The organism is Pseudomonas sp. ATCC 43928 (assembly GCF_005938665.2).
GTDB lineage: Bacteria > Pseudomonadota > Gammaproteobacteria > Pseudomonadales > Pseudomonadaceae > Aquipseudomonas.
On sequence record NZ_CP041753.1, the window covers coordinates 6,047,728 to 6,067,291 of the forward strand.

Annotated in this window: 15 protein-coding genes; 12 read left to right on the plus strand and 3 right to left on the minus strand. The window is 58.9% G+C overall.

Features of this window, described 5'->3' with window-relative positions; translation table 11 throughout:
• The first annotated feature begins 102 nt into the window (after positions 1–102).
• The 7 genes from apaG to FFH90_RS27975 all read left to right on the plus strand — a co-directional run bounded on the left by apaG (position 103) and on the right by FFH90_RS27975 (position 8,267).
• Positions 103–483: a Co2+/Mg2+ efflux protein ApaG gene (gene apaG, locus FFH90_RS27945; protein ID WP_018928850.1), complete on the plus strand. Its 381-nt coding sequence runs from the start codon at positions 103–105 to the stop codon at positions 481–483.
• The gene (locus FFH90_RS27950; protein WP_111452917.1) at positions 483–1,364 is read left to right on the plus strand and encodes a symmetrical bis(5'-nucleosyl)-tetraphosphatase; all 882 of its coding nucleotides are present in this window, start codon (positions 483–485) and stop codon (positions 1,362–1,364) included. Before apaG ends, FFH90_RS27950 begins: the two co-directional genes overlap by 1 nt.
• Positions 1,365–1,397: 33 nt before the next feature.
• Positions 1,398–1,727 carry a thiosulfate sulfurtransferase GlpE gene (gene glpE / locus FFH90_RS27955; protein ID WP_018928848.1) on the plus strand — a complete coding sequence of 110 codons (330 nt, stop codon included), beginning with the start codon at positions 1,398–1,400 and terminating at the stop codon, positions 1,725–1,727.
• Between the two features lie 296 nt (positions 1,728–2,023).
• Positions 2,024–3,946, plus strand: coding sequence for a PrkA family serine protein kinase (locus FFH90_RS27960; RefSeq protein WP_007904259.1), 1,923 nt, complete (start codon positions 2,024–2,026; stop codon positions 3,944–3,946).
• Positions 3,947–4,149: 203 nt separating this feature from the next.
• Entirely contained in the window at positions 4,150–5,421 is a 1,272-nt protein-coding gene (locus tag FFH90_RS27965; RefSeq protein WP_018928847.1) for a YeaH/YhbH family protein, read from the plus strand.
• The gene (locus FFH90_RS27970; protein ID WP_138866397.1) at positions 5,418–6,980 is read left to right on the plus strand and encodes a SpoVR family protein; all 1,563 of its coding nucleotides are present in this window, start codon (positions 5,418–5,420) and stop codon (positions 6,978–6,980) included. The genes FFH90_RS27965 and FFH90_RS27970 overlap by 4 nt, the downstream gene beginning before the upstream one ends.
• Before the next feature lie 63 nt (positions 6,981–7,043).
• Entirely contained in the window at positions 7,044–8,267 is a 1,224-nt protein-coding gene (locus FFH90_RS27975; protein ID WP_138866398.1) for a multifunctional CCA addition/repair protein, read from the plus strand.
• Between the two features lie 79 nt (positions 8,268–8,346).
• Here the strand turns inward: FFH90_RS27975 and folK are convergent, their stop codons facing one another.
• Together folK and folB are read right to left on the minus strand one after the other, a co-directional pair.
• Positions 8,347–8,865 carry a 2-amino-4-hydroxy-6-hydroxymethyldihydropteridine diphosphokinase gene (folK, locus tag FFH90_RS27980; RefSeq protein ID WP_138866399.1) on the minus strand — a complete coding sequence of 173 codons (519 nt, stop codon included), beginning with the start codon at positions 8,863–8,865 and terminating at the stop codon, positions 8,347–8,349.
• Complete coding sequence (gene folB, locus FFH90_RS27985; RefSeq protein ID WP_018928843.1) at positions 8,856–9,209, minus strand: dihydroneopterin aldolase; 354 nt, start codon at positions 9,207–9,209, stop codon at positions 8,856–8,858. The genes folK and folB overlap by 10 nt, the downstream gene beginning before the upstream one ends.
• Positions 9,210–9,283: 74 nt before the next feature.
• Here folB and plsY point away from each other — a divergent pair, with 74 nt between their 5' ends.
• Complete coding sequence (gene plsY / locus FFH90_RS27990; RefSeq protein WP_018928842.1) at positions 9,284–9,853, plus strand: glycerol-3-phosphate 1-O-acyltransferase PlsY; 570 nt, start codon at positions 9,284–9,286, stop codon at positions 9,851–9,853.
• A gap of 23 nt (positions 9,854–9,876) precedes the next feature.
• Here plsY and tsaD read toward each other — a convergent pair whose 3' ends face one another.
• A complete protein-coding gene (gene tsaD, locus FFH90_RS27995) occupies positions 9,877–10,902 on the minus strand; it encodes a tRNA (adenosine(37)-N6)-threonylcarbamoyltransferase complex transferase subunit TsaD (RefSeq protein WP_018928841.1) in 1,026 nt (341 codons plus the stop codon).
• A gap of 199 nt (positions 10,903–11,101) precedes the next feature.
• Between tsaD and rpsU the strand changes: the two genes are divergently transcribed.
• The 4 genes from rpsU to FFH90_RS28015 all read left to right on the plus strand — a co-directional run bounded on the left by rpsU (position 11,102) and on the right by FFH90_RS28015 (position 19,553).
• A complete protein-coding gene (rpsU, locus tag FFH90_RS28000) occupies positions 11,102–11,317 on the plus strand; it encodes a 30S ribosomal protein S21 (RefSeq protein WP_002551877.1) in 216 nt (71 codons plus the stop codon).
• 483 nt (positions 11,318–11,800) lie between these two features.
• On the plus strand, positions 11,801–13,768 hold the full coding sequence (gene dnaG, locus FFH90_RS28005; protein ID WP_138866814.1) for a DNA primase: 1,968 nt from the start codon (positions 11,801–11,803) through the stop codon (positions 13,766–13,768).
• 67 nt (positions 13,769–13,835) lie between these two features.
• Positions 13,836–15,683 (plus strand): RNA polymerase sigma factor RpoD, encoded by a 1,848-nt coding sequence (gene rpoD / locus FFH90_RS28010; protein ID WP_007936542.1) that lies wholly within the window; start codon positions 13,836–13,838, stop codon positions 15,681–15,683.
• 123 nt (positions 15,684–15,806) lie between these two features.
• Positions 15,807–19,553, plus strand: coding sequence for a bifunctional diguanylate cyclase/phosphodiesterase (locus tag FFH90_RS28015; RefSeq protein ID WP_138866400.1), 3,747 nt, complete (start codon positions 15,807–15,809; stop codon positions 19,551–19,553).
• The last annotated feature ends 11 nt before the right edge of the window (positions 19,554–19,564 follow it).

Here is a 19,564-nt window from a genome sequence, read left to right on the forward strand (position 1 = left end):
CTATCGGGTAGGACGCCACTCTGGTTTACTACCCGATACTTGGCCTAGACTGAGTTCTATCAGCTACGCCCCGCGTTCCGCTTCGTTTCTAAGGCCTTTTGCATGTCCGATCCTCGTTACCAGGTCGACGTCAGCGTCGTCACCCGCTATCTGGCAGAACAATCGCAACCCGAGCAAGACCGCTTTGCCTTCGCCTACACCATCACCGTGCAAAACAATGGCCTGCTACCCGCCAGACTGCTTTCACGGCATTGGGTCATCACCGACGGTGACGGCCATGTCGAGGAGGTTCGCGGTGCGGGCGTCGTCGGCCAGCAGCCGTTGATCGAGGTGGGCAAGAGCCACACGTACAGCAGCGGCACCGTCATGACATCCAAGGTCGGCACGATGCAGGGCACCTACCAGATGCTCGCCGAAGACGGTAAGCACTTCGACGCCATCATCGCGCCGTTCCGTCTGGCGGTCCCAGGGGCGTTGCACTGATGGCGACGTATGCCGTCGGTGATGTCCAAGGTTGCCTTGAACCGCTCAAATGCCTGCTCAAGCAAGTGGCCTTCGACCCTGCCCGAGATCGCCTGTGGCTGGTGGGTGATCTCGTCAACCGTGGCCCACAGTCGCTGGAAACCCTGCGCTTCCTCTATGGCATCCGCGAGTCGCTGGTATGCGTACTCGGCAACCATGACCTGCACTTGCTGGCCGTCGGGCAAAACATTGAGCGCCTGAAGAAAGCCGATACCTTGCGTGAGATCCTCGAAGCACCCGATAGCGCGGACCTGCTGGAGTGGGTTCGCCAGCAAAAGCTCATGCACTACGATGAACAACGCGATATCGCCCTGGTCCATGCCGGTATCCCGCCGCAATGGTCGCTGCGCAAAGCCTTGAAGTGCGCCGCCGAAGTCGAAGAAGCCCTGCACGATGACAACCGCTTCGCGCCTTACCTTGACGGCATGTACGGCAACGAGCCGGTGAAATGGAATAGCGACCTCAAAGGCGCCGCCCGCCTGCGAGTCATCACCAACTATTTCACCCGGATGCGTTTTTGCACCAGCGACGGCAAACTCGACCTCAAGGGCAAGGAAGGCATCGACACCGCACCGCCGGGCTATGCGCCGTGGTTCGCGCACAAGGAGCGTAAAACCAAAGGCCTGAAGATCATCTTCGGCCATTGGGCGGCGCTCGAAGGCCAGTGCAACGAACCGGGGCTCTTTGCCCTCGACAGCGGTTGCGTCTGGGGTGGTGCCATGACCCTGATGAATGTCGACACCTTTGAGCGCCTGCAATGCAAATGCGACGCCCATGGCCACCTTCGACCGGCAGTCGCCACCTCTATTCCCGAACAAACGTCAGCCAGCGCCCCGCGCTAGACTGCGCTTTCAGCCGAGCCACAGGAGCCCGCCATGAGCGAATTCAAACGTATCCCCCCAGAACAGGCCCAGGCCCTGCGCGAACAAGGCGCGGTGGTGGTCGATGTCCGCGACCCGGCAACATTTGCCGCACTGCACATCACCGGTTCGAAGCATCTGGATAACCATTCTCTGCATGCTTTCATCCAGGGCGCCGATCTGGATGCACCGACGGTAGTGGTCTGCTATCACGGAAATTCCAGCCAGGGCGCAGCTGCTTATCTGATCAGCCAGGGCTTTTCCGACGTCTACAGCATGGACGGCGGTTTTGAGCTGTGGCGTACGACCTATCCTTCGGAAACGGCGCAAGGCACTTCCGAATAATTATTTTGTAATGCGCAAGCCCCGGCCCCCGTGGGCTCGCGCGATTACAGACGAACGGTCCGCCACAACTAATTACGTATCTTGCCTTTACCTCCCAAATTCCCAACTATCCTTAAGCGCAGGCCATCCAAAACAGGGGAGAGCCGGTACACCGGCGCACGGGTCATCGGGAGTAGCTTTCGGAGTAGTCAGCTCCGGAAGAGTTCTGGGGGGTAAACAGCAACTGCCTGTTCGGTTGCTGCCAGCATCGACTGAGTGATCCGGCGTCGGCTCCACGTATCGAGCGAGGTGACGTCATGAGTATCTTTAGCCACTTCCAACAACGCTTCGAGTCCACGCGCCAGGAAGAACTCTCGCTGCAAGAGTATCTTGAACTGTGCAAAAAGGACCGCAGCGCCTACGTTTCCGCGGCCGAGCGTCTATTGCTGGCCATCGGCGAACCGGAACTGCTCGACACCTCAACCAACTCGAGGCTGTCGCGCATCTTTTCCAACAAGGTGATCCGCCGCTATCCGGCCTTTGAAGACTTCCACGGGATGGAAGAATGCATCGACCAGATCGTGTCGTATTTCCGCCATGCCGCTCAGGGTCTGGAAGAAAAGAAACAGATCCTCTACCTGCTTGGCCCAGTCGGTGGCGGTAAGTCATCTTTGGCCGAAAAGCTCAAACAGCTGATCGAGAAAGTGCCCTTTTACGCAATCAAGGGCTCGCCGGTTTTCGAGTCCCCCCTGGGTCTGTTCAACGCCACTGAAGATGGCGCGATCCTCGAGGAAGACTTCGGCATTCCCCGGCGCTACCTCAACACCATCATGTCGCCATGGGCTACCAAGCGCCTGGCCGAATTCGGCGGCGACATCAGCCAGTTCCGCGTGGTGAAACTCTATCCGTCGATCCTCAACCAGATTGCAGTTGCGAAAACCGAACCGGGCGATGAAAACAACCAGGACATCTCGGCACTGGTGGGCAAGGTCGATATTCGCAAACTGGAAGAGTTCCCGCAGAACGACGCCGATGCCTACAGCTATTCGGGTGCGCTGTGCCGGGCCAACCAGGGCCTGATGGAATTCGTCGAAATGTTCAAGGCACCGATCAAGGTGCTGCACCCATTGCTGACGGCCACTCAGGAAGGCAACTACAACAGCACCGAAGGCTTGGGGGCAATTCCGTTCACCGGGATTCTGCTGGCCCACTCCAACGAATCGGAATGGCACACTTTCCGGAACAACAAGAACAACGAAGCCTTCATCGACCGGATCTATATCGTCAAAGTGCCGTATTGCCTGCGCGTCAGCGACGAGGTGAAGATCTACGACAAGCTGCTGTTCAACAGCTCGCTGGCCAAGGCCCATTGCGCACCCGACACGCTGAAAATGCTCGCTCAGTTCACCGTGCTCTCGCGCCTTAAAGAGCCGGAAAACTCCAACATCTACTCCAAGATGCGCGTGTATGACGGCGAAAACCTCAAGGACACCGATCCGAAGGCCAAGTCGATCCAGGAATACCGCGATGCAGCAGGTGTCGACGAAGGCATGAACGGTCTGTCGACCCGCTTCGCCTTCAAGATCCTGTCGAAGGTCTTCAACTTCGATCCGCACGAAATCGCCGCCAACCCAGTGCATCTGCTCTACGTGCTGGAACAGCAGATCGAACAGGAACAATTCCAGGCCGAGACCCGCGAACGCTATCTGCGCTTCCTGAAAGAGTACCTGGCGCCGCGTTACATCGAGTTCATCGGCAAGGAGATCCAGACTGCCTATCTCGAGTCTTACAGCGAGTACGGCCAGAACATCTTCGATCGCTATGTGCTGTACGCCGACTTCTGGATTCAGGATCAGGAATACCGCGATCCGGAAACCGGCGAGATCCTCAACCGCGTAGCCCTGAACGAGGAACTGGAGAAAATCGAGAAACCGGCCGGCATCAGCAATCCGAAGGATTTCCGCAACGAAATCGTCAACTTCGTACTGCGCGCCCGTGCCAACAACAACGGCAAGAACCCAACCTGGCTCAGCTACGAAAAACTGCGGGTGGTCATCGAGAAGAAAATGTTCTCCAACACCGAGGACCTTCTGCCGGTCATCAGCTTCAACGCCAAGGCCAGCAAAGAGGACCAGCAGAAGCACAACGACTTCGTCACACGGATGGTCGAGCGGGGCTACACCGACAAACAGGTACGACTGCTGTCCGAGTGGTACTTGCGGGTCAGAAAATCACAGTAACCCGCTGCCGGTCAGACCGGTTGTCGTTAGCCAGAGGCCTGTGTACGCATTTTCTGTTACACAGACCTCTGGGAGGTGTTCGAAAGTCGGTAACGAGGTTCAGGCAGCATCCAGAAGCGCTTGGGGGAGCGTGAACATCCCTCGGCACAGGTCGATGCTGCATAACCGCTCGCCCCTTTCAGGACAGCTTCTAAGGAGCAGTCATGAGCTATGTGATCGACCGACGTCTCAATGGCAAGAACAAGAGCACGGTAAACCGTCAGCGGTTTCTGCGGCGCTACCGTGATCACATCAAAAAGGCCGTCGAAGAGGCGGTAGGCCGGCGTTCCATTACCGATATGGAACACGGCGAGCAAATCAGCATTCCCGGCCGCGACATCGACGAGCCGGTGCTTCACCATGGCCGGGGCGGCAAGCAGACCATCGTGCACCCGGGCAACAAGGAGTTCACCAGCGGCGAGCACATTGCCCGCCCGCCCGGAGGTGGCGGCGGCAGAGGCCCCGGTAAGGCCGGTAACTCGGGTGAAGGGATGGACGAGTTCGTCTTCCAGATCACCCAGGAAGAATTCCTCGAATTCATGTTCGAGGACCTTGAACTGCCTAACCTGGTCAAACGTCACCTGACCGGCACCGACACCTTCAAGACCGTACGCGCGGGCATCAGCAACGAGGGCAACCCGTCACGGATCAACATTATCCGTACGCTGCGCTCGGCCCATGCCCGGCGAATCGCCCTGTCCGGCAGCAGCCGGGCAAAACTGCGCGAAGTCAAAGAGGAGCTCGCCCGGCTTAGACGGGAGGAGCCGGACAACTTCGGCGACATCCAGGAACTCGAAGCGGAAATCGAGAAGCTCAGTGCGCGCATTCACCGAGTGCCATTTCTCGACACCTTTGACCTCAAGTACAACCTGTTGATCAAACAGCCGAACCCGAGCTCCAAAGCAGTGATGTTCTGCCTGATGGACGTGTCCGGCTCCATGACCCAGGCGACCAAGGACATCGCCAAGCGCTTCTTCATCCTGCTGTACCTGTTCCTCAAGCGGAACTACGACAAAATCGACGTTGTGTTCATCCGCCACCACACCAGTGCCCGCGAAGTGGATGAGGAGGAGTTTTTCTACTCCCGGGAAACCGGCGGTACCATCGTTTCCAGCGCCCTTAAACTGATGCAGGAGATCATGGCCGAGCGTTATCCGAGCAATGAGTGGAATATCTATGCCGCCCAGGCGTCCGACGGCGATAACTGGAACGACGACTCGCCGATCTGCCGCGACATTCTGATCAATCAGATCATGCCGTTCGTGCAGTACTACACTTATGTAGAGATTACCCCGCGCGAACACCAGGCCCTGTGGTTCGAGTACGAACGCATCGCCGAAGCCTTCTCTGACACTTTTGCCCAGCAGCAACTGGTCTCGGCCGGGGATATCTATCCGGTCTTCCGTGAACTCTTCCAGCGCAGGTTAGTGACATGACCGCCAAAGAGCAAAAGCGCCAACCCATTTCCACCGGCTCCGAATGGACGTTCGAGCTGATCCAGGCCTACGACCGCGAAATCAGTCGTCTCGCGGCCCGCTATGCGCTCGATACCTACCCCAACCAGATCGAAGTCATCACTGCCGAACAGATGATGGACGCCTACGCCTCTGTGGGCATGCCCCTGGGTTATCACCATTGGTCCTATGGCAAACACTTCCTAAGTACCGAAAAATCCTACAGCCGCGGCCAGATGGGGCTGGCCTACGAGATTGTGATCAACTCGGACCCTTGCATCGCCTATCTGATGGAAGAAAACACCATCTGCATGCAGGCCCTGGTGGTGGCTCACGCCTGCTATGGCCATAACAGCTTCTTCAAGGGTAATTACCTGTTCCGCACCTGGACCGACGCCAGCTCGATCATCGATTACCTGGTGTTCGCCAAGCAGTACATCATGCAGTGCGAAGAACGCCACGGTATCGACGCGGTAGAGGACTTGCTCGATTCCTGCCATGCGCTGATGAATTACGGGGTCGACCGTTACAAACGCCCTTATCCGATTTCCGCCGAAGAAGAACGCCGTCGGCAGAAGGATCGGGAAGAACATCTGCAAAAGCAGATCAACGATTTGTGGCGGACCATTCCAAAAGGCGCGGACAAATTCAGCGACAAGGACAACGCACGCTTCCCCGCCGAGCCTCAGGAAAACATCCTGTATTTCATCGAAAAACACGCCCCGCTGCTGGAGCCATGGCAACGTGAAATCGTGCGGATCGTGCGCAAGATCGCCCAGTATTTTTATCCACAGCGCCAGACACAGGTGATGAACGAAGGCTGGGCCACCTTCTGGCACTACACCTTGATGAACGACTTGTATGACGAAGGCCTGGTCACCGATGGCTTCATGATGGAGTTCCTGACGTCCCATACCAGCGTGGTGTTCCAGCCGGGCTTCGACAGTCCCTACTACAGCGGAATCAACCCCTACACCCTCGGTTTTGCCATGTATCGCGATATCCGGCGGATATGCGAACAGCCTACCGAAGAGGACTACCGCTGGTTCCCGGAAATCGCCGGCACAGACTGGCTGTCCAGCATCAAATTCGCCATGAGCAGCTTCAAAGACGAGAGCTTCATCCTGCAGTACCTGTCACCCAAGGTGATCCGCGACCTGAAGCTGTTCAGCATCCTCGATGACGACCAAAAGGATGATCTGCTGGTTCAGGCGATCCACGACGAAGAGGGCTATCGAACCATCCGCGAAACCCTGGCGGCGCAATACAACCTGGGCAATCGCGAACCCAACATCCAGATCTACAGCATCGACCGGCGCGGGGACCGCTCGCTGACCCTGCGTCACCAGCAGCACGACCGCAAGCCGCTCGGCGATTCCACCGAGGAAGTGCTCAAGCACCTGCATCGGCTCTGGGGCTTCGACATTCACCTGGAAACCCTGCAAGGGGATCAGGTGGTGAAAACCCACCATGTTCCACCCAGAAGCGAACACGGCGAGGGAGACTACGGCCGGCTAGACTTGGCTGTCATTCATCTTTGATCCTGTTTCGGCCTCCGGAAGTTCGACGCAAAGGTTATTCTGTCGGGCTAACGGAGGTTTTTTATGCAGATTTATAAAGTCGGTGGTGCGGTACGCGATCGCCTGCTGGGCAGGCCTGTCACCGATATCGACTGGGTCGTGGTAGGCGCCACCACCGAAGAAATGCTCGCCAAGGGCTTTCGCCCGGTGGGTGCGGATTTTCCGGTATTTCTTCACCCCAAAAGCGGTGAGGAATACGCCCTCGCCCGCACCGAACGCAAAAGCGGGCGCGGTTACGGCGGCTTCACCTTTCACGCCAGCCCCGAAGTCACGCTCGAAGAAGACCTGATTCGTCGTGACCTGACGATCAACGCCATGGCCGAAGACGATCAGCAGAACCTGACCGACCCCTACCATGGCCAGCGGGATCTCGAGGCTCGCCTGCTTCGTCACGTTTCCCCCGCGTTCGCCGAAGATCCGCTCCGCGTTCTGCGCGTTGCCCGCTTCGCCGCGCGTTATGCAGGACTGGGCTTCACCGTCGCCCCCGAGACACTGGCGCTGATGAGGCAACTCAGCGAATCGGGTGAACTGGAGGCACTGACCGCGGAACGCAGCTGGAAAGAAATCGCCCGTGCGCTGATGGAAGACCAACCCCAGGTGTTCATCCAGGTGCTGCGCGAGTGCGGTGCGCTCAAAGTGCTGATGCCGGAAGTCGATGCGCTGTTCGGTGTACCGCAACCCGAGGCCCATCACCCGGAAATCGACACAGGCGTGCATACCCTGAGCGTGCTGGAGCAAGCGGCACAGCACAAACATCCGCTGACCGTGCGCTGGGCCTGCCTGCTGCACGACTTGGGCAAAGGACTGACGCCCGAGGAGGAATGGCCCCGCCACATCGCCCACGAGCAAAAAGGCCTGAAGCTGATCAAAGCGGTCAACGAGCGCTTCAAGGCACCGAAGGATTGTCAGGAATTGGCACTGCTGGTGGGCGAGTATCACACCCATGGCCACCGGGCTCTGGAACTGAAACCGTCGACCTTGCTGGAGTTGCTGCAGAGTTTCGACGTCTATCGTCGACCTCAGCGCTTTGAGGAGTTTATTGCGGCGTGCGAGATGGACGCTCGAGGGCGCAAAGGCCTGGAGCAGCGAAGTTATCCACAGGCGGATTATTTGCGCGGTGCGGCGACTGCAGCGCGAAGCGTGGCGGTTCAGCCGTTGCTGGAGAAGGGATTCAAGGGGCCGGAATTGGGCGAGGCGATCAAGCGCGAGCGGCTCAAGGCGCTGAAGGCCTACAAAGAAAAAGCATAAGCAAGGGCAAAAGATCGCAGCCTGCGGCAACTCCTACAGAGATCGGCGTAGAAGTTGCCGCAGGCTGCGATCTTTTGCTTTACAGCATATCGGAAGGGGTCAACTGCTCACCGCGCCACTCAAAAGCCACCGGCGCCAACACCTGATCGATCCGCGCCTCGCTCCACAAGGTCGCAAAGCTTTTGCCTACACCCGGATGCACTCTGTCCGGCGCAATCAGCGACAACGGCCACAGCACGAATGCGTTTTTCAGAATCTCTACCCGCGGCAAGACCAAACCATCGAAATTGCCCACCAGATCGCCGAACAGCAGCACGTCGATATCCAGCGGCAAGCCCTTGCGGTCCGGCGCGTAACGGCCGTTATCCGCCTCGATGAATTTCAGCCGTCGATCCAGCTCCATCAACGGTAGATCGGTATAGGCCGAGACCACAAAGTTGAAAAACGGCCCGCTCTTGATCCCCACCGGCTGGCTTTCGAACACCGCCGAGCAGCGCATATCCACCAGGAAACCCGCCAGGGCGTCCAGGCCAGCCTGCAAATGGGATTCGCGCTCGATATTGCTACCGAGCCCGAGGTACACCTGAGTCAGCGACATCCGCGCTCGATCTCCACACCCACGCCCTTGGCCGCCGGAACGGCACCTGGCTTGGTCAGCTTGAGGTGCATCCAGGTGATCTTGAACTCACTCATCAGCACTTCTGTCAGACGCTCGGCAAACGTCTCGACCAGCTGGAACTGCGCCTGCTCGGCAAAAGCCTGGATGCGTGACGAAACGCTCGCGTAGTCGAGCGCCAGAGTCAGGTCATCACCAGCAGCGGCCGGACGATTGTCCCAGGCGAAGCTCAGATCAAGTCGCAGACACTGTCGGATGCCTCGTTCCCAGTCGTAGGCACCAATCACGGTGTCGACTTCCAGGCCCTCGATAAACACTCTGTCCAAGCACTTCTCTCCGCTGCACGACAAGGGCGCAATGCGCCGTTAGAATCAGGGCGTCCTCGCCCGGAATAGTTAGCATGTTTTGGTCACTGGCGATTTTCGCCTACCTGCTCGGCTCTCTGTCCTTCGCCATTTTGCTCAGCCGCCTGACCGGTAACCCCGATCCGCGAATGAGTGGCTCGGGCAATGCCGGTGCCACCAATATGTTTCGTCTGGCCGGCAAAAAACTCGCCATCCTGACCTTGCTCGGCGACCTCTGCAAAGGCCTGCTGCCAGTGCTGGTCGCAGGTGCAATGGGCCTTTCACTGCAGGAACAGGCCTGGATCGGCGTCTTCGCCGTCATCGGTCACCTGTTTCCACTGTACTTCCGCTTTCGCGGCGGCAAGGGTGTCGCCACCGCGGCCGGCATGCTGCTGGGGCTCTATCCACCCGCTGCGCTGCTGGCGGTCTGTGCCTGGCTGTTGACGTTCTACCTGACCCGCACCAGCTCACTCGCCGCCCTGATTGCCACACCCCTGACCCTGCCGCTGCTCGCCTGGCAAGAACCGGCGGCACTGCTGCCCATGAGCGCACTCACGGGGCTGATCGTCTGGCGTCATCGCGGCAATCTACGCGACCTGTTTGCCGGGCGCGAACGGCATTTTTAAATACCGCACGTGAGCGCCACTCATCACAGAGCCGACAACTGCTCCATCGGCCAGCGCGCCTGCACGCTGATTGCCAGGCTTTCGTGCTGACCGGCCCGCAAGCGCTGGCAGCCGGCAAACGCAATCATCGCACCGTTGTCGGTACAGAACTCCGGACGGGCATAAAACACATCGCCCCTCATGTCGCCGAGCATTTTTTCCAGTGACGTACGCAACGCCTTGTTGGCGCTGACGCCACCAGCGATCACCAGACGCTTCATGCCAGCCTGTTTCAGGGCACGCTTGCACTTGATGGTCAAAGTCTCCACCACGGCCTGCTGGAACGCCAGCGAGATGTCGCAACGGGCTTGCTCGCCGTCGTCCCCGGCGCTGACGCATTGCTGCCAGGTGTTCAAGGCGAAGGTTTTCAAACCGCTGAAGCTAAACGCCAGGCCCGGACGATCACACATCGGACGCGGGAAGACGAAACGTCCGTCAACGCCTTGCGCCGCCAGACGAGCGATCTCCGGACCGCCCGGGTAATTGAGGCCCATCATTTTTGCAGTTTTGTCGAACGCTTCGCCGGCGGCATCGTCGAGGGTCTCGCCCAAGAGCGTGTACTGACCGATCCCGTCGACCTGAACCAGCTGCGTATGACCGCCCGAGACCAACAAAGCGACGAACGGGAACTCCGGTGGCTGCGGCTCCAGCATCGGCGCCAGCAAGTGACCTTCCATGTGGTGCACGCCCAGTGCCGGGATACCCCAGGCAAAAGCCAGCGCCTGCGCGCAGGAAGCCCCTACCAGCAGGGCTCCGACCAGGCCGGGGCCGGCGGTATAAGCGATGGCGTCGATCTCGGTCGGCACGCAGTCGGCCTCCGCCAGCACCTGACGGATCAAGGGCAGCATGCGTTTGACGTGATCGCGCGAAGCCAGCTCCGGCACAACGCCGCCATAAGCGCGATGCAGGTCGATCTGACTGAACAGCGCATCGGCCAACAACCCGCGTTCACTGTCGTAAAGTGCGACACCGGTTTCGTCGCAAGAGGTTTCTAATCCCAGTACTAGCATGGGTTTGCGCCTTGTAGAGGCTGAATTCGAAGGCGCGCATAATAGTCGTCGCGTGATGCCCCGACCAGCGGTTTTCGATCAGAGGCTTTGCATTCCGAGCGATGAGGGGTTAACATCCGCAACCCTTAAAAACCGACGTCTTCAAGTGCTCTTTTGCCGCGAGGATGTTGACCCCGGTAATGAATGAAGGTAGCTCTGGATGCCAGCCGTCAAAGTTAAAGAGAACGAACCCTTCGACGTAGCTCTGCGTCGTTTCAAGCGCTCCTGCGAAAAAGCCGGTGTACTGGCTGAAGTTCGTAGCCGCGAATTTTACGAGAAGCCTACTTCTGAGCGTAAGCGCAAAGCAGCAGCCGCTGTTAAGCGTCACGCCAAGAAAGTACAGCGCGAACAGCGCCGCGCCGTTCGTCTGTACTAATACACAGACGATCGTAGCAAGCTTCTGCCAAGCCCGGCCCTCAGCCGGGCTAATGGCATTTGCGGACAACGCTTGATGCTTCACCGTCAAAGCCGCAGACGCGACCGAGACAAACCTGCTTCACAGCGTCAGACCTGGCTCTTTTGCCAGCGGTGCACGTCTTTTCTGACGAGCCTTTCAAGGCTACTGACGAGCACACCCACTGATTCCTCTCACGACGATCAGCCCAAGGCACCTTCTTGCGTGCCCGCTTATTGAGCTATCCGAGGCCATAGATTGGCCGTCGCCGGACTCAGCGAAACACTTTCGAATAGTCGAATGCTGATTGGTACTAACGTCAGTGGATTTTCGGCAGATACACTTCCCGACAGCGATTACGCAGACGACACCGGTCGAGCCGCACACCCTGCGCGCCTCAAACAACGACCTGCGTTCGGCCGCACTTCGTTTCGGGTCCATTTCAGCGCAGATGACGAGAACGCCATGGCCGGGCTAATTCCCCAGAGCTTCATTGACGACCTTCTGAACCGCACCGACATCGTCGATGTGGTCAGCTCGCGCCTGCAAATGAAAAAGGCCGGCAAGAACTACACTGCCTGCTGCCCGTTTCACAAAGAGAAAACCCCCTCCTTCAGCGTCAGCCCCGACAAACAGTTCTATTACTGCTTCGGTTGCGGCGCTGGCGGTAACGCCCTCGGCTTCATCATGGACCACGACAACCTGGACTTCCCCCAGGCAGTCGAAGAACTGGCCAAAGCCGCCGGCATGGAAATCCCCCGCGAAGAAAGCGGCCGACCGCACAAACCGCGGCAGCCCACCGATTCGCCGCTGTATCCGCTGCTCACCGCTGCCGCCGACTTTTACCGCCAGGCCCTGAAAAGCCATCCGGCGCGCAAAGCGGCCGTGGATTACTTGAAAGGTCGTGGATTGACCGGCGAAATTGCTCGGGATTTCGGCCTCGGTTTCGCTCCGCCCGGCTGGGACAATCTGTTCAAGCATCTGAGCAGCGACACCCTGCAGCAAAAGGCCATGATCGATGCCGGCCTGCTGGTGGAGAACACCGAAACCGGCAAGCGCTATGACCGCTTCCGCGATCGCGTGATGTTCCCGATCCGCGACAGTCGCGGGCGCATCATCGCCTTCGGCGGCCGGGTACTGGGCGACGACAAGCCGAAATACCTGAACTCACCGGAAACCCCGGTTTTCCATAAGAGCCAGGAACTCTATGGCCTTTACGAAGCGCGCAAGAACAACCGCAACCTCGACGAAATCATCGTCGTCGAAGGCTACATGGACGTCATCGCCCTCGCCCAGCAAGGCCTGCGCAATGCTGTGGCAACCCTGGGCACCGCCACCAGCGAAGAGCACTTGAAGCGACTGTTTCGCGTCGTACCCAACGTACTGTTCTGCTTCGACGGCGACCAGGCCGGCCGCAACGCTGCCTGGCGTGCACTGGAAGCGACGTTGCCGAGCCTGCAGGACGGACGGCGCGCACGCTTTCTATTCCTGCCCGAAGGCGAAGACCCGGACACGCTGGTCCGCTCCGAAGGCACTGACGCCTTCCGCGCGCGGATCAATCAGCATGCACAGCCATTGGCCGATTATTTTTTCCAACAGCTGACCGAGGAATCGGACCCGCGCTCGCTTGAAGGCAAGGCCCACATGGCTACCCTCGCCGCGCCACTGATCGACAAGGTTCCGGGCGCCAACCTACGCATTCTGATGCGCCAGCGCCTGACCGAAATTACCGGGCTCAGCGGTGAAGCCGTGAGTCAACTGGTGCAAAGCGCACCTCAGGAAGCACCACCGGCTTACGACCCGGGCATTGATTACGACGCCATGCCCGATTACAGCGACTACCATCAGCCGCAGGCGCAAGAGATGTATGTGCCGCAGCAGGAGTGGACGCCGAAAAAACCCGGCGCTGGCGGCAAGAAATGGGACAAGAAGCCGTGGGACAAGAACGGCAAACGTGGCGGCGATCGCGATCAACCGCGCGCGCCACGGGTACCGGCTGCTGTAGAGCCACCCACCCTGGCCGCCTTGCGCACGTTGCTGCATCACCCGCAACTGGCCGAAAAAGTCGAGGATGCCGGGCACTTTGCGGCCGAAGACCACACTAACACGCAACTGCTGGTCGCCCTGCTCGAAGCCGTACAGAAGAATCCCAAGCTAAACTCATTTCAACTGATTGCGCGTTGGCACGGCACTGAACAGGGCCGACTGCTGAAAGCGCTGGCAGAAAAGGAATGGCTGATTGATGGAGATAACCTTGAACAACAGTTTTTCGACACCATTACTAGCTTGTCAGCCCGCCAACGCGAGCGAAATCTGGAACAACTTCTTCGAAAAGCGCGTCAAAGTGAGTTGAGTGCCGAAGAGAAAAATCAACTGCGCGACCTTTTAAGCCGCAATGTTTGCGCATCAAACCCGACCTCAACTGGCGCGTGAGGTCATAGCTCAGGTATAATCCTCGGCTTGTTTTTTGCCCGCCAAGACCTTCAGTGGATAGGGTGTTATGTCCGGAAAAGCGCAACAGCAGTCTCGTATCAAAGAGTTGATCACACTTGGTCGTGAGCAGGGCTACCTGACTTACGCGGAGGTCAACGACCACCTGCCGGAGGATATTTCAGATCCGGAACAGGTGGAAGACATCATCCGCATGATCAATGACATGGGGATCAACGTATTCGAGGTTGCGCCAGATAAGGATTCCCTTATGCTGGCCGACGCCGATACCGACGAAGCCGCGGCCGAAGAGGCAGCAGCAGCGTTGGCAGCGGTCGAGACCGACATTGGTCGCACCACCGACCCAGTGCGCATGTACATGCGTGAAATGGGTACGGTAGAGCTCCTCACACGTGAAGGCGAAATCGAAATCGCCAAGCGTATTGAAGAGGGCATCCGCGAAGTGATGGGCGCAATCGCGCACTTCCCTGGCACGGTTGACCATATTCTCTCCGAGTACACTCGCGTCACCACCGAAGGTGGCCGCCTGTCCGACGTCCTGAGCGGTTATATCGACCCGGACGACGGCATTGCGCCGCCTGCAGCCGAAGTGCCACCGCCTGTCGACCCGAAAGCCGTGAAAGCGGACGACGACACCGACGACGATGACGCCGAAGCAAGCGATGACGAAGAAGAAGCCGAAAGCGGTCCGGATCCGGTCATCGCCGCACAGCGTTTTGGCGCTGTCGCCGATCAGATGGAAATCACCCGCAAGGCGCTGAAAAAGCACGGTCGCTACAACAAGGCTGCGATTGCCGAGCTGTTGGCCCTGGCTGAGCTGTTCATGCCGATCAAACTGGTGCCGAAGCAATTCGAAGGCCTGGTCGAGCGTGTTCGCAGCGCCTTGGATCGTCTGCGTCAGCAAGAGCGCGCGATCATGCAATTGTGCGTTCGTGATGCCCGCATGCCGCGTGCCGACTTCCTGCGCCAGTTCCCGGGCAATGAAGTCGACGAAAGCTGGAGCGATGCACTGGCCAAAGGCAAAAGCAAATACGCTGAAGCCATTGGTCGCCTGCAACCGGACATCATTCGTTGCCAGCAGAAGCTGACCGCGCTGGAAACCGAAACCGGTTTGACGATCGCCGAGATCAAGGACATCAACCGTCGCATGTCGATCGGTGAGGCCAAGGCCCGCCGCGCGAAGAAAGAGATGGTCGAAGCGAACTTGCGTCTGGTGATCTCCATCGCCAAGAAGTACACCAACCGTGGCCTGCAGTTCCTCGATCTGATCCAGGAAGGCAACATTGGCTTGATGAAAGCGGTAGACAAGTTCGAATACCGCCGCGGCTACAAATTCTCGACTTATGCCACCTGGTGGATCCGTCAGGCGATCACTCGCTCGATCGCCGACCAGGCCCGCACCATCCGTATTCCGGTGCACATGATCGAGACGATCAACAAGCTCAACCGTATTTCCCGGCAGATGTTGCAGGAAATGGGTCGCGAACCGACCCCGGAAGAGCTGGGCGAACGCATGGAAATGCCTGAGGACAAGATCCGCAAGGTATTGAAGATCGCTAAAGAGCCGATCTCCATGGAAACCCCGATCGGTGATGACGAAGACTCCCATCTGGGTGACTTCATCGAAGACTCGACCATGCAGTCGCCAATCGATGTCGCCACCGTTGAGAGCCTTAAAGAAGCGACTCGCGAAGTCCTGTCCGGCCTCACTGCCCGTGAAGCCAAGGTTTTGCGCATGCGTTTCGGTATCGACATGAATACCGACCACACCCTCGAGGAGGTTGGTAAGCAGTTCGACGTGACCCGTGAACGGATTCGTCAGATCGAAGCCAAGGCGCTGCGCAAGCTGCGCCACCCGACGAGAAGCGAGCATTTGCGCTCCTTCCTCGACGAGTGATCACAGAACCCCCGGCCCAGGCCGGGGGTTTTGCTTTATGCAGATTAAATGCCCCGCACGTCCCACCCGCCGAATAGCCCGTCTACACTCGAAGCATTCCCCCAAAGCCATAACGAGACCGTTATGCCCAGATGGTCGACCGTGCTTTTTTTGCTGTCGCTGATGACCTGGACCGCAACGGCTGGCGCGCTGACTCTGACCGACGAAGAACGTAGCTGGCTGGCGGCTCACCCGGAATTGCGCCTGGGCGTCGATGCCTCCTGGCCGCCGTTTGAGTTTCGCGACGATCATGGGCGTTATCAGGGCCTGGCAGCGGACTATATCAACGTCATCCGGCAACGGCTGGCCATCAAACTCACGCCCATCGAACCGGTCAGCTGGACTGAAGTGCTGCAGCAGGCCAAACAAGGCAAGCTAGACATCTTGCCGGGCATCATGTCGACCCCCGAGCGCCAGACCTATCTGTCGTTCACCCGCCCCTACCTCGATTTTCCGATTGTCATTCTGGCCCACGTCGGAGGCCCCCAACCGCGCAAACTCAAAGATCTGTACGGGCTGAAGATCGCCGTGGTGGAAAACTACGCTCCCCATGAACTGTTGCGCACCCAGCATCCCGACTTGAATCTGGTGGCAATGCCCAATGTCAGCTCGGCGCTGCAGGCACTTGCCACCGATGCGGTGGACGCCGTCGTGGGCGATCTTGCCTCCAGCGTCTGGAGCCTGCGCCAGCTCAAGCTCGAAGGGCTCTACGTCAGCGGTGAAACGCCCTACCGCTATCAATTGGCGATGGCCGTCCCGCCGAACGACAAGCTGCTGGTCAGTATCCTGGACAAAGTCCTGGCAGACATGAGCCCGAGTGAAATCAGTGCCATCCAGGAACATTGGGTCGGTAATGTCCTCGATCATCGAACCTTCTGGTCCGATGTGCTGATGTACGGCCTCCCAGGACTACTGCTTCTGATCGTCGTTCTGGCAGTGGTTATCCGGATCAACCGCCGACTGAGCTCGGAAATAGCCCGCAGGGTCAATCTGGAACAGGAGCTGCGCAGCAGCGAATACCATTACCGCGGGCTGGTGGAGAGTCTTTCAGCCATCGCCTGGGAAGCGCAGATCAGCGATTACACCTACAGTTACGTGTCGCCCCATGCCCAGGACCTCCTCGGTTATCCCCTGTCCCATTGGCTGATTCCGGGCTTCTGGCGCAACATCATCCACCCCGCGGACCTCACCCGGGCCCAGGCCTTCTGCGACCGTGAAGTGGCGGCCGGGCGCGATCACAGTGTCGATTACCGGGTCATCACCGCTGATGGCCGTTGCCTGTGGGTCCGCGATATCGTCAGCCTGATCGAACATGGCCGTGAACCGGTCCTGCGCGGGCTGATGATCGATATCAGCGAAGCCAAACGCACCGAAGAGGCGCTGCGCCTGTCGGAACAGAAGTTCGCCTCAGTGTTCCAGCAATGCCCGGATATTCTGGTGATCGCACGGCTTTCCGATGGCTGCCTGCTGGAAGTCAACGAAGCGTTCGAGGAACAGATCGGCCTCAAGGCCGAAGACGTCATAGGCCAGACGGCCACCGACCTGAACATCTGGGGCGTTCCTGGCGTGGGACCGGGTTTGCTGCAGCGATTGCAGGCCGGCAGTATCCGCAACCTGGAGATGCCCTTTCGCCGCAACAATGGCCAGGTGTTTACCGGCCTGATCTCCGCCGAGCCTTTCGACCTCGACACGACCCCGGCCCTGGTGGTCGTCGTACGAGACATCAGTCAGCTCAAGGAAACCCAGCAACAGCTGCAAACCTCCGAAGAGAAATTCGCCAAGGCCTTCCACGCCTCCCCCGACGGCTTGCTGCTGTCCCGGCAGAGCGACGGCTTGCTGCTGGAGGTCAACGAAGGTTTCAGCCGTATAACCGGGTTCAACAGTGCGATGTCGGTAGATCGGTCGGCGCTGGACCTGGGGATCTGGGTCAATCTCAACGAGCGCAAACAGATGCTCGAATTGCTGCACCGGGATGGTTTCGTCCGCGATTTCAGTTGCCACATCCGCCGCAAGGACGGGCAGATCCGGCTCTGCGAAGTTTCAAGCCGGCCACTGCCCATCGGCGATGAAGACTGCATGCTGACCATCGCCCGGGACATTACCGAGCGGCACCTGATGCAGGAAAAACTGCAACAGGCCGCCACCGTGTTCGAAAGCACCGCCGAGGGCGTCTTGATCACCGACACCCAACAGCACATCAGCGCGGTCAATCGGGCATTCACCGAAATCACCGGCTACAGCGAGACCGAAGCACTGGGCCACACCCCTCGCCTGCTCGCCTCGGGCCTGCACGACAGCGCCTTCTATGCTGCGATGTGGCATCAACTGACCGCCGAAGGTCATTGGCAAGGCGAGATTTCCAACCGGCGCAAGAACGGCGAGCTCTACCCGAGCTGGCTGACCATCAGCGCCGTGCGCAACCGGGACAATCTCATCACCCACTTTGTCGCGGTGTTCGCGGACATTTCCAGCCTCAAGCACGCGCAAGCCAAACTCGACTACCAGGCGCACCACGATCCGTTGACCGGCCTGCCAAACCGTACATTGTTCGAAAGCCGTCTGCTGACCGCGCTGAACAACCAGCAGGAAAACGGTGGCCAGGGCGCCGTGCTGTTCCTGGACCTGGACCGTTTCAAACACATCAACGACAGCCTCGGTCACCCGGTCGGCGACCTGCTGCTAAAAGGCATCGCCGTGCGCCTCAAGGAGCAGTTGCGCGATATCGATACCGTGGCGCGACTGGGTGGCGACGAATTCATCATCCTGCTCCCCGGCCTGCAACAGGCCAGCGATGCCGACAACATTGCCACCAAGCTGCTCAATTGCTTCAGCGCCCCTTTCCAGGCCGGTGAGCATGAGTTTTTCATCAGCGCCAGTATCGGCACCAGCCTGTATCCCAAGGACGGCTGCGACGTTGCCACGCTGGTCAAGAACGCCGATGCCGCGATGTATCGCTCCAAGGCCAAGGGCCGTAACCGGGTTGAAAGCTACACCCGCGACCTCACCGCCCAGGCCAGCGAACGCGTGGCACTGGAGCATGAACTGCGACGCGCCATCGAGCGCAATGAGCTGTTTTTGTACTACCAGCCCAAAATCAGCCTCAAGGATCATCGGCTGGTCGGTGCCGAAGCGCTGATTCGCTGGCATCACCCGACCTTCGGCGATGTGCCCCCCGAGCACTTCATTCCCCTGGCCGAAGAAAACGGCATGATCCTGCAAATCGGTGATTGGGTATTGGAGACTGCCTGCCAGCAGATGTACGAGTGGAATCAGGTCTATGAGTGCCTCGGCCCACTCTCGGTCAACCTGGCGGGCGCTCAATTACGCCAGCCGAACCTGCTCGGCCGGATCGAGCAATTGCTCAAGGACAACCGCCTCAAACCTGATTTTCTGCAACTGGAGATTACCGAAAACTTTATCATGAGCCAGGCCGAAGAAGCGCTGACGGTCCTGCACCAACTCAAACGCCTGGGCGTGCAGCTGGCGATCGACGATTTCGGCACCGGTTATTCGTCCCTGAGCTACCTCAAACGCCTGCCGCTGGACATCCTCAAGATCGACCAGTCCTTCGTCCGCGGCTTGCCGGACGACCCGCACGACGCAGCGATTGTCCGCGCAATCATCGCCCTGGGCCGCAGCATGCAATTCACCGTCATCGCCGAAGGCGTCGAAACCCATGCCCAGCAACAATTCCTCACCGCCGAAGGCTGCGAACAGATCCAGGGCTACATCGTCAGCCTGCCACTTTCCCCCGACGAATTCGCCGCGACGTTTCTTCGTATAGCCGTATCGGATTTTTCGGATAGCACAGCCGAGAAACCATCGCTATAATCCGCGGCCTA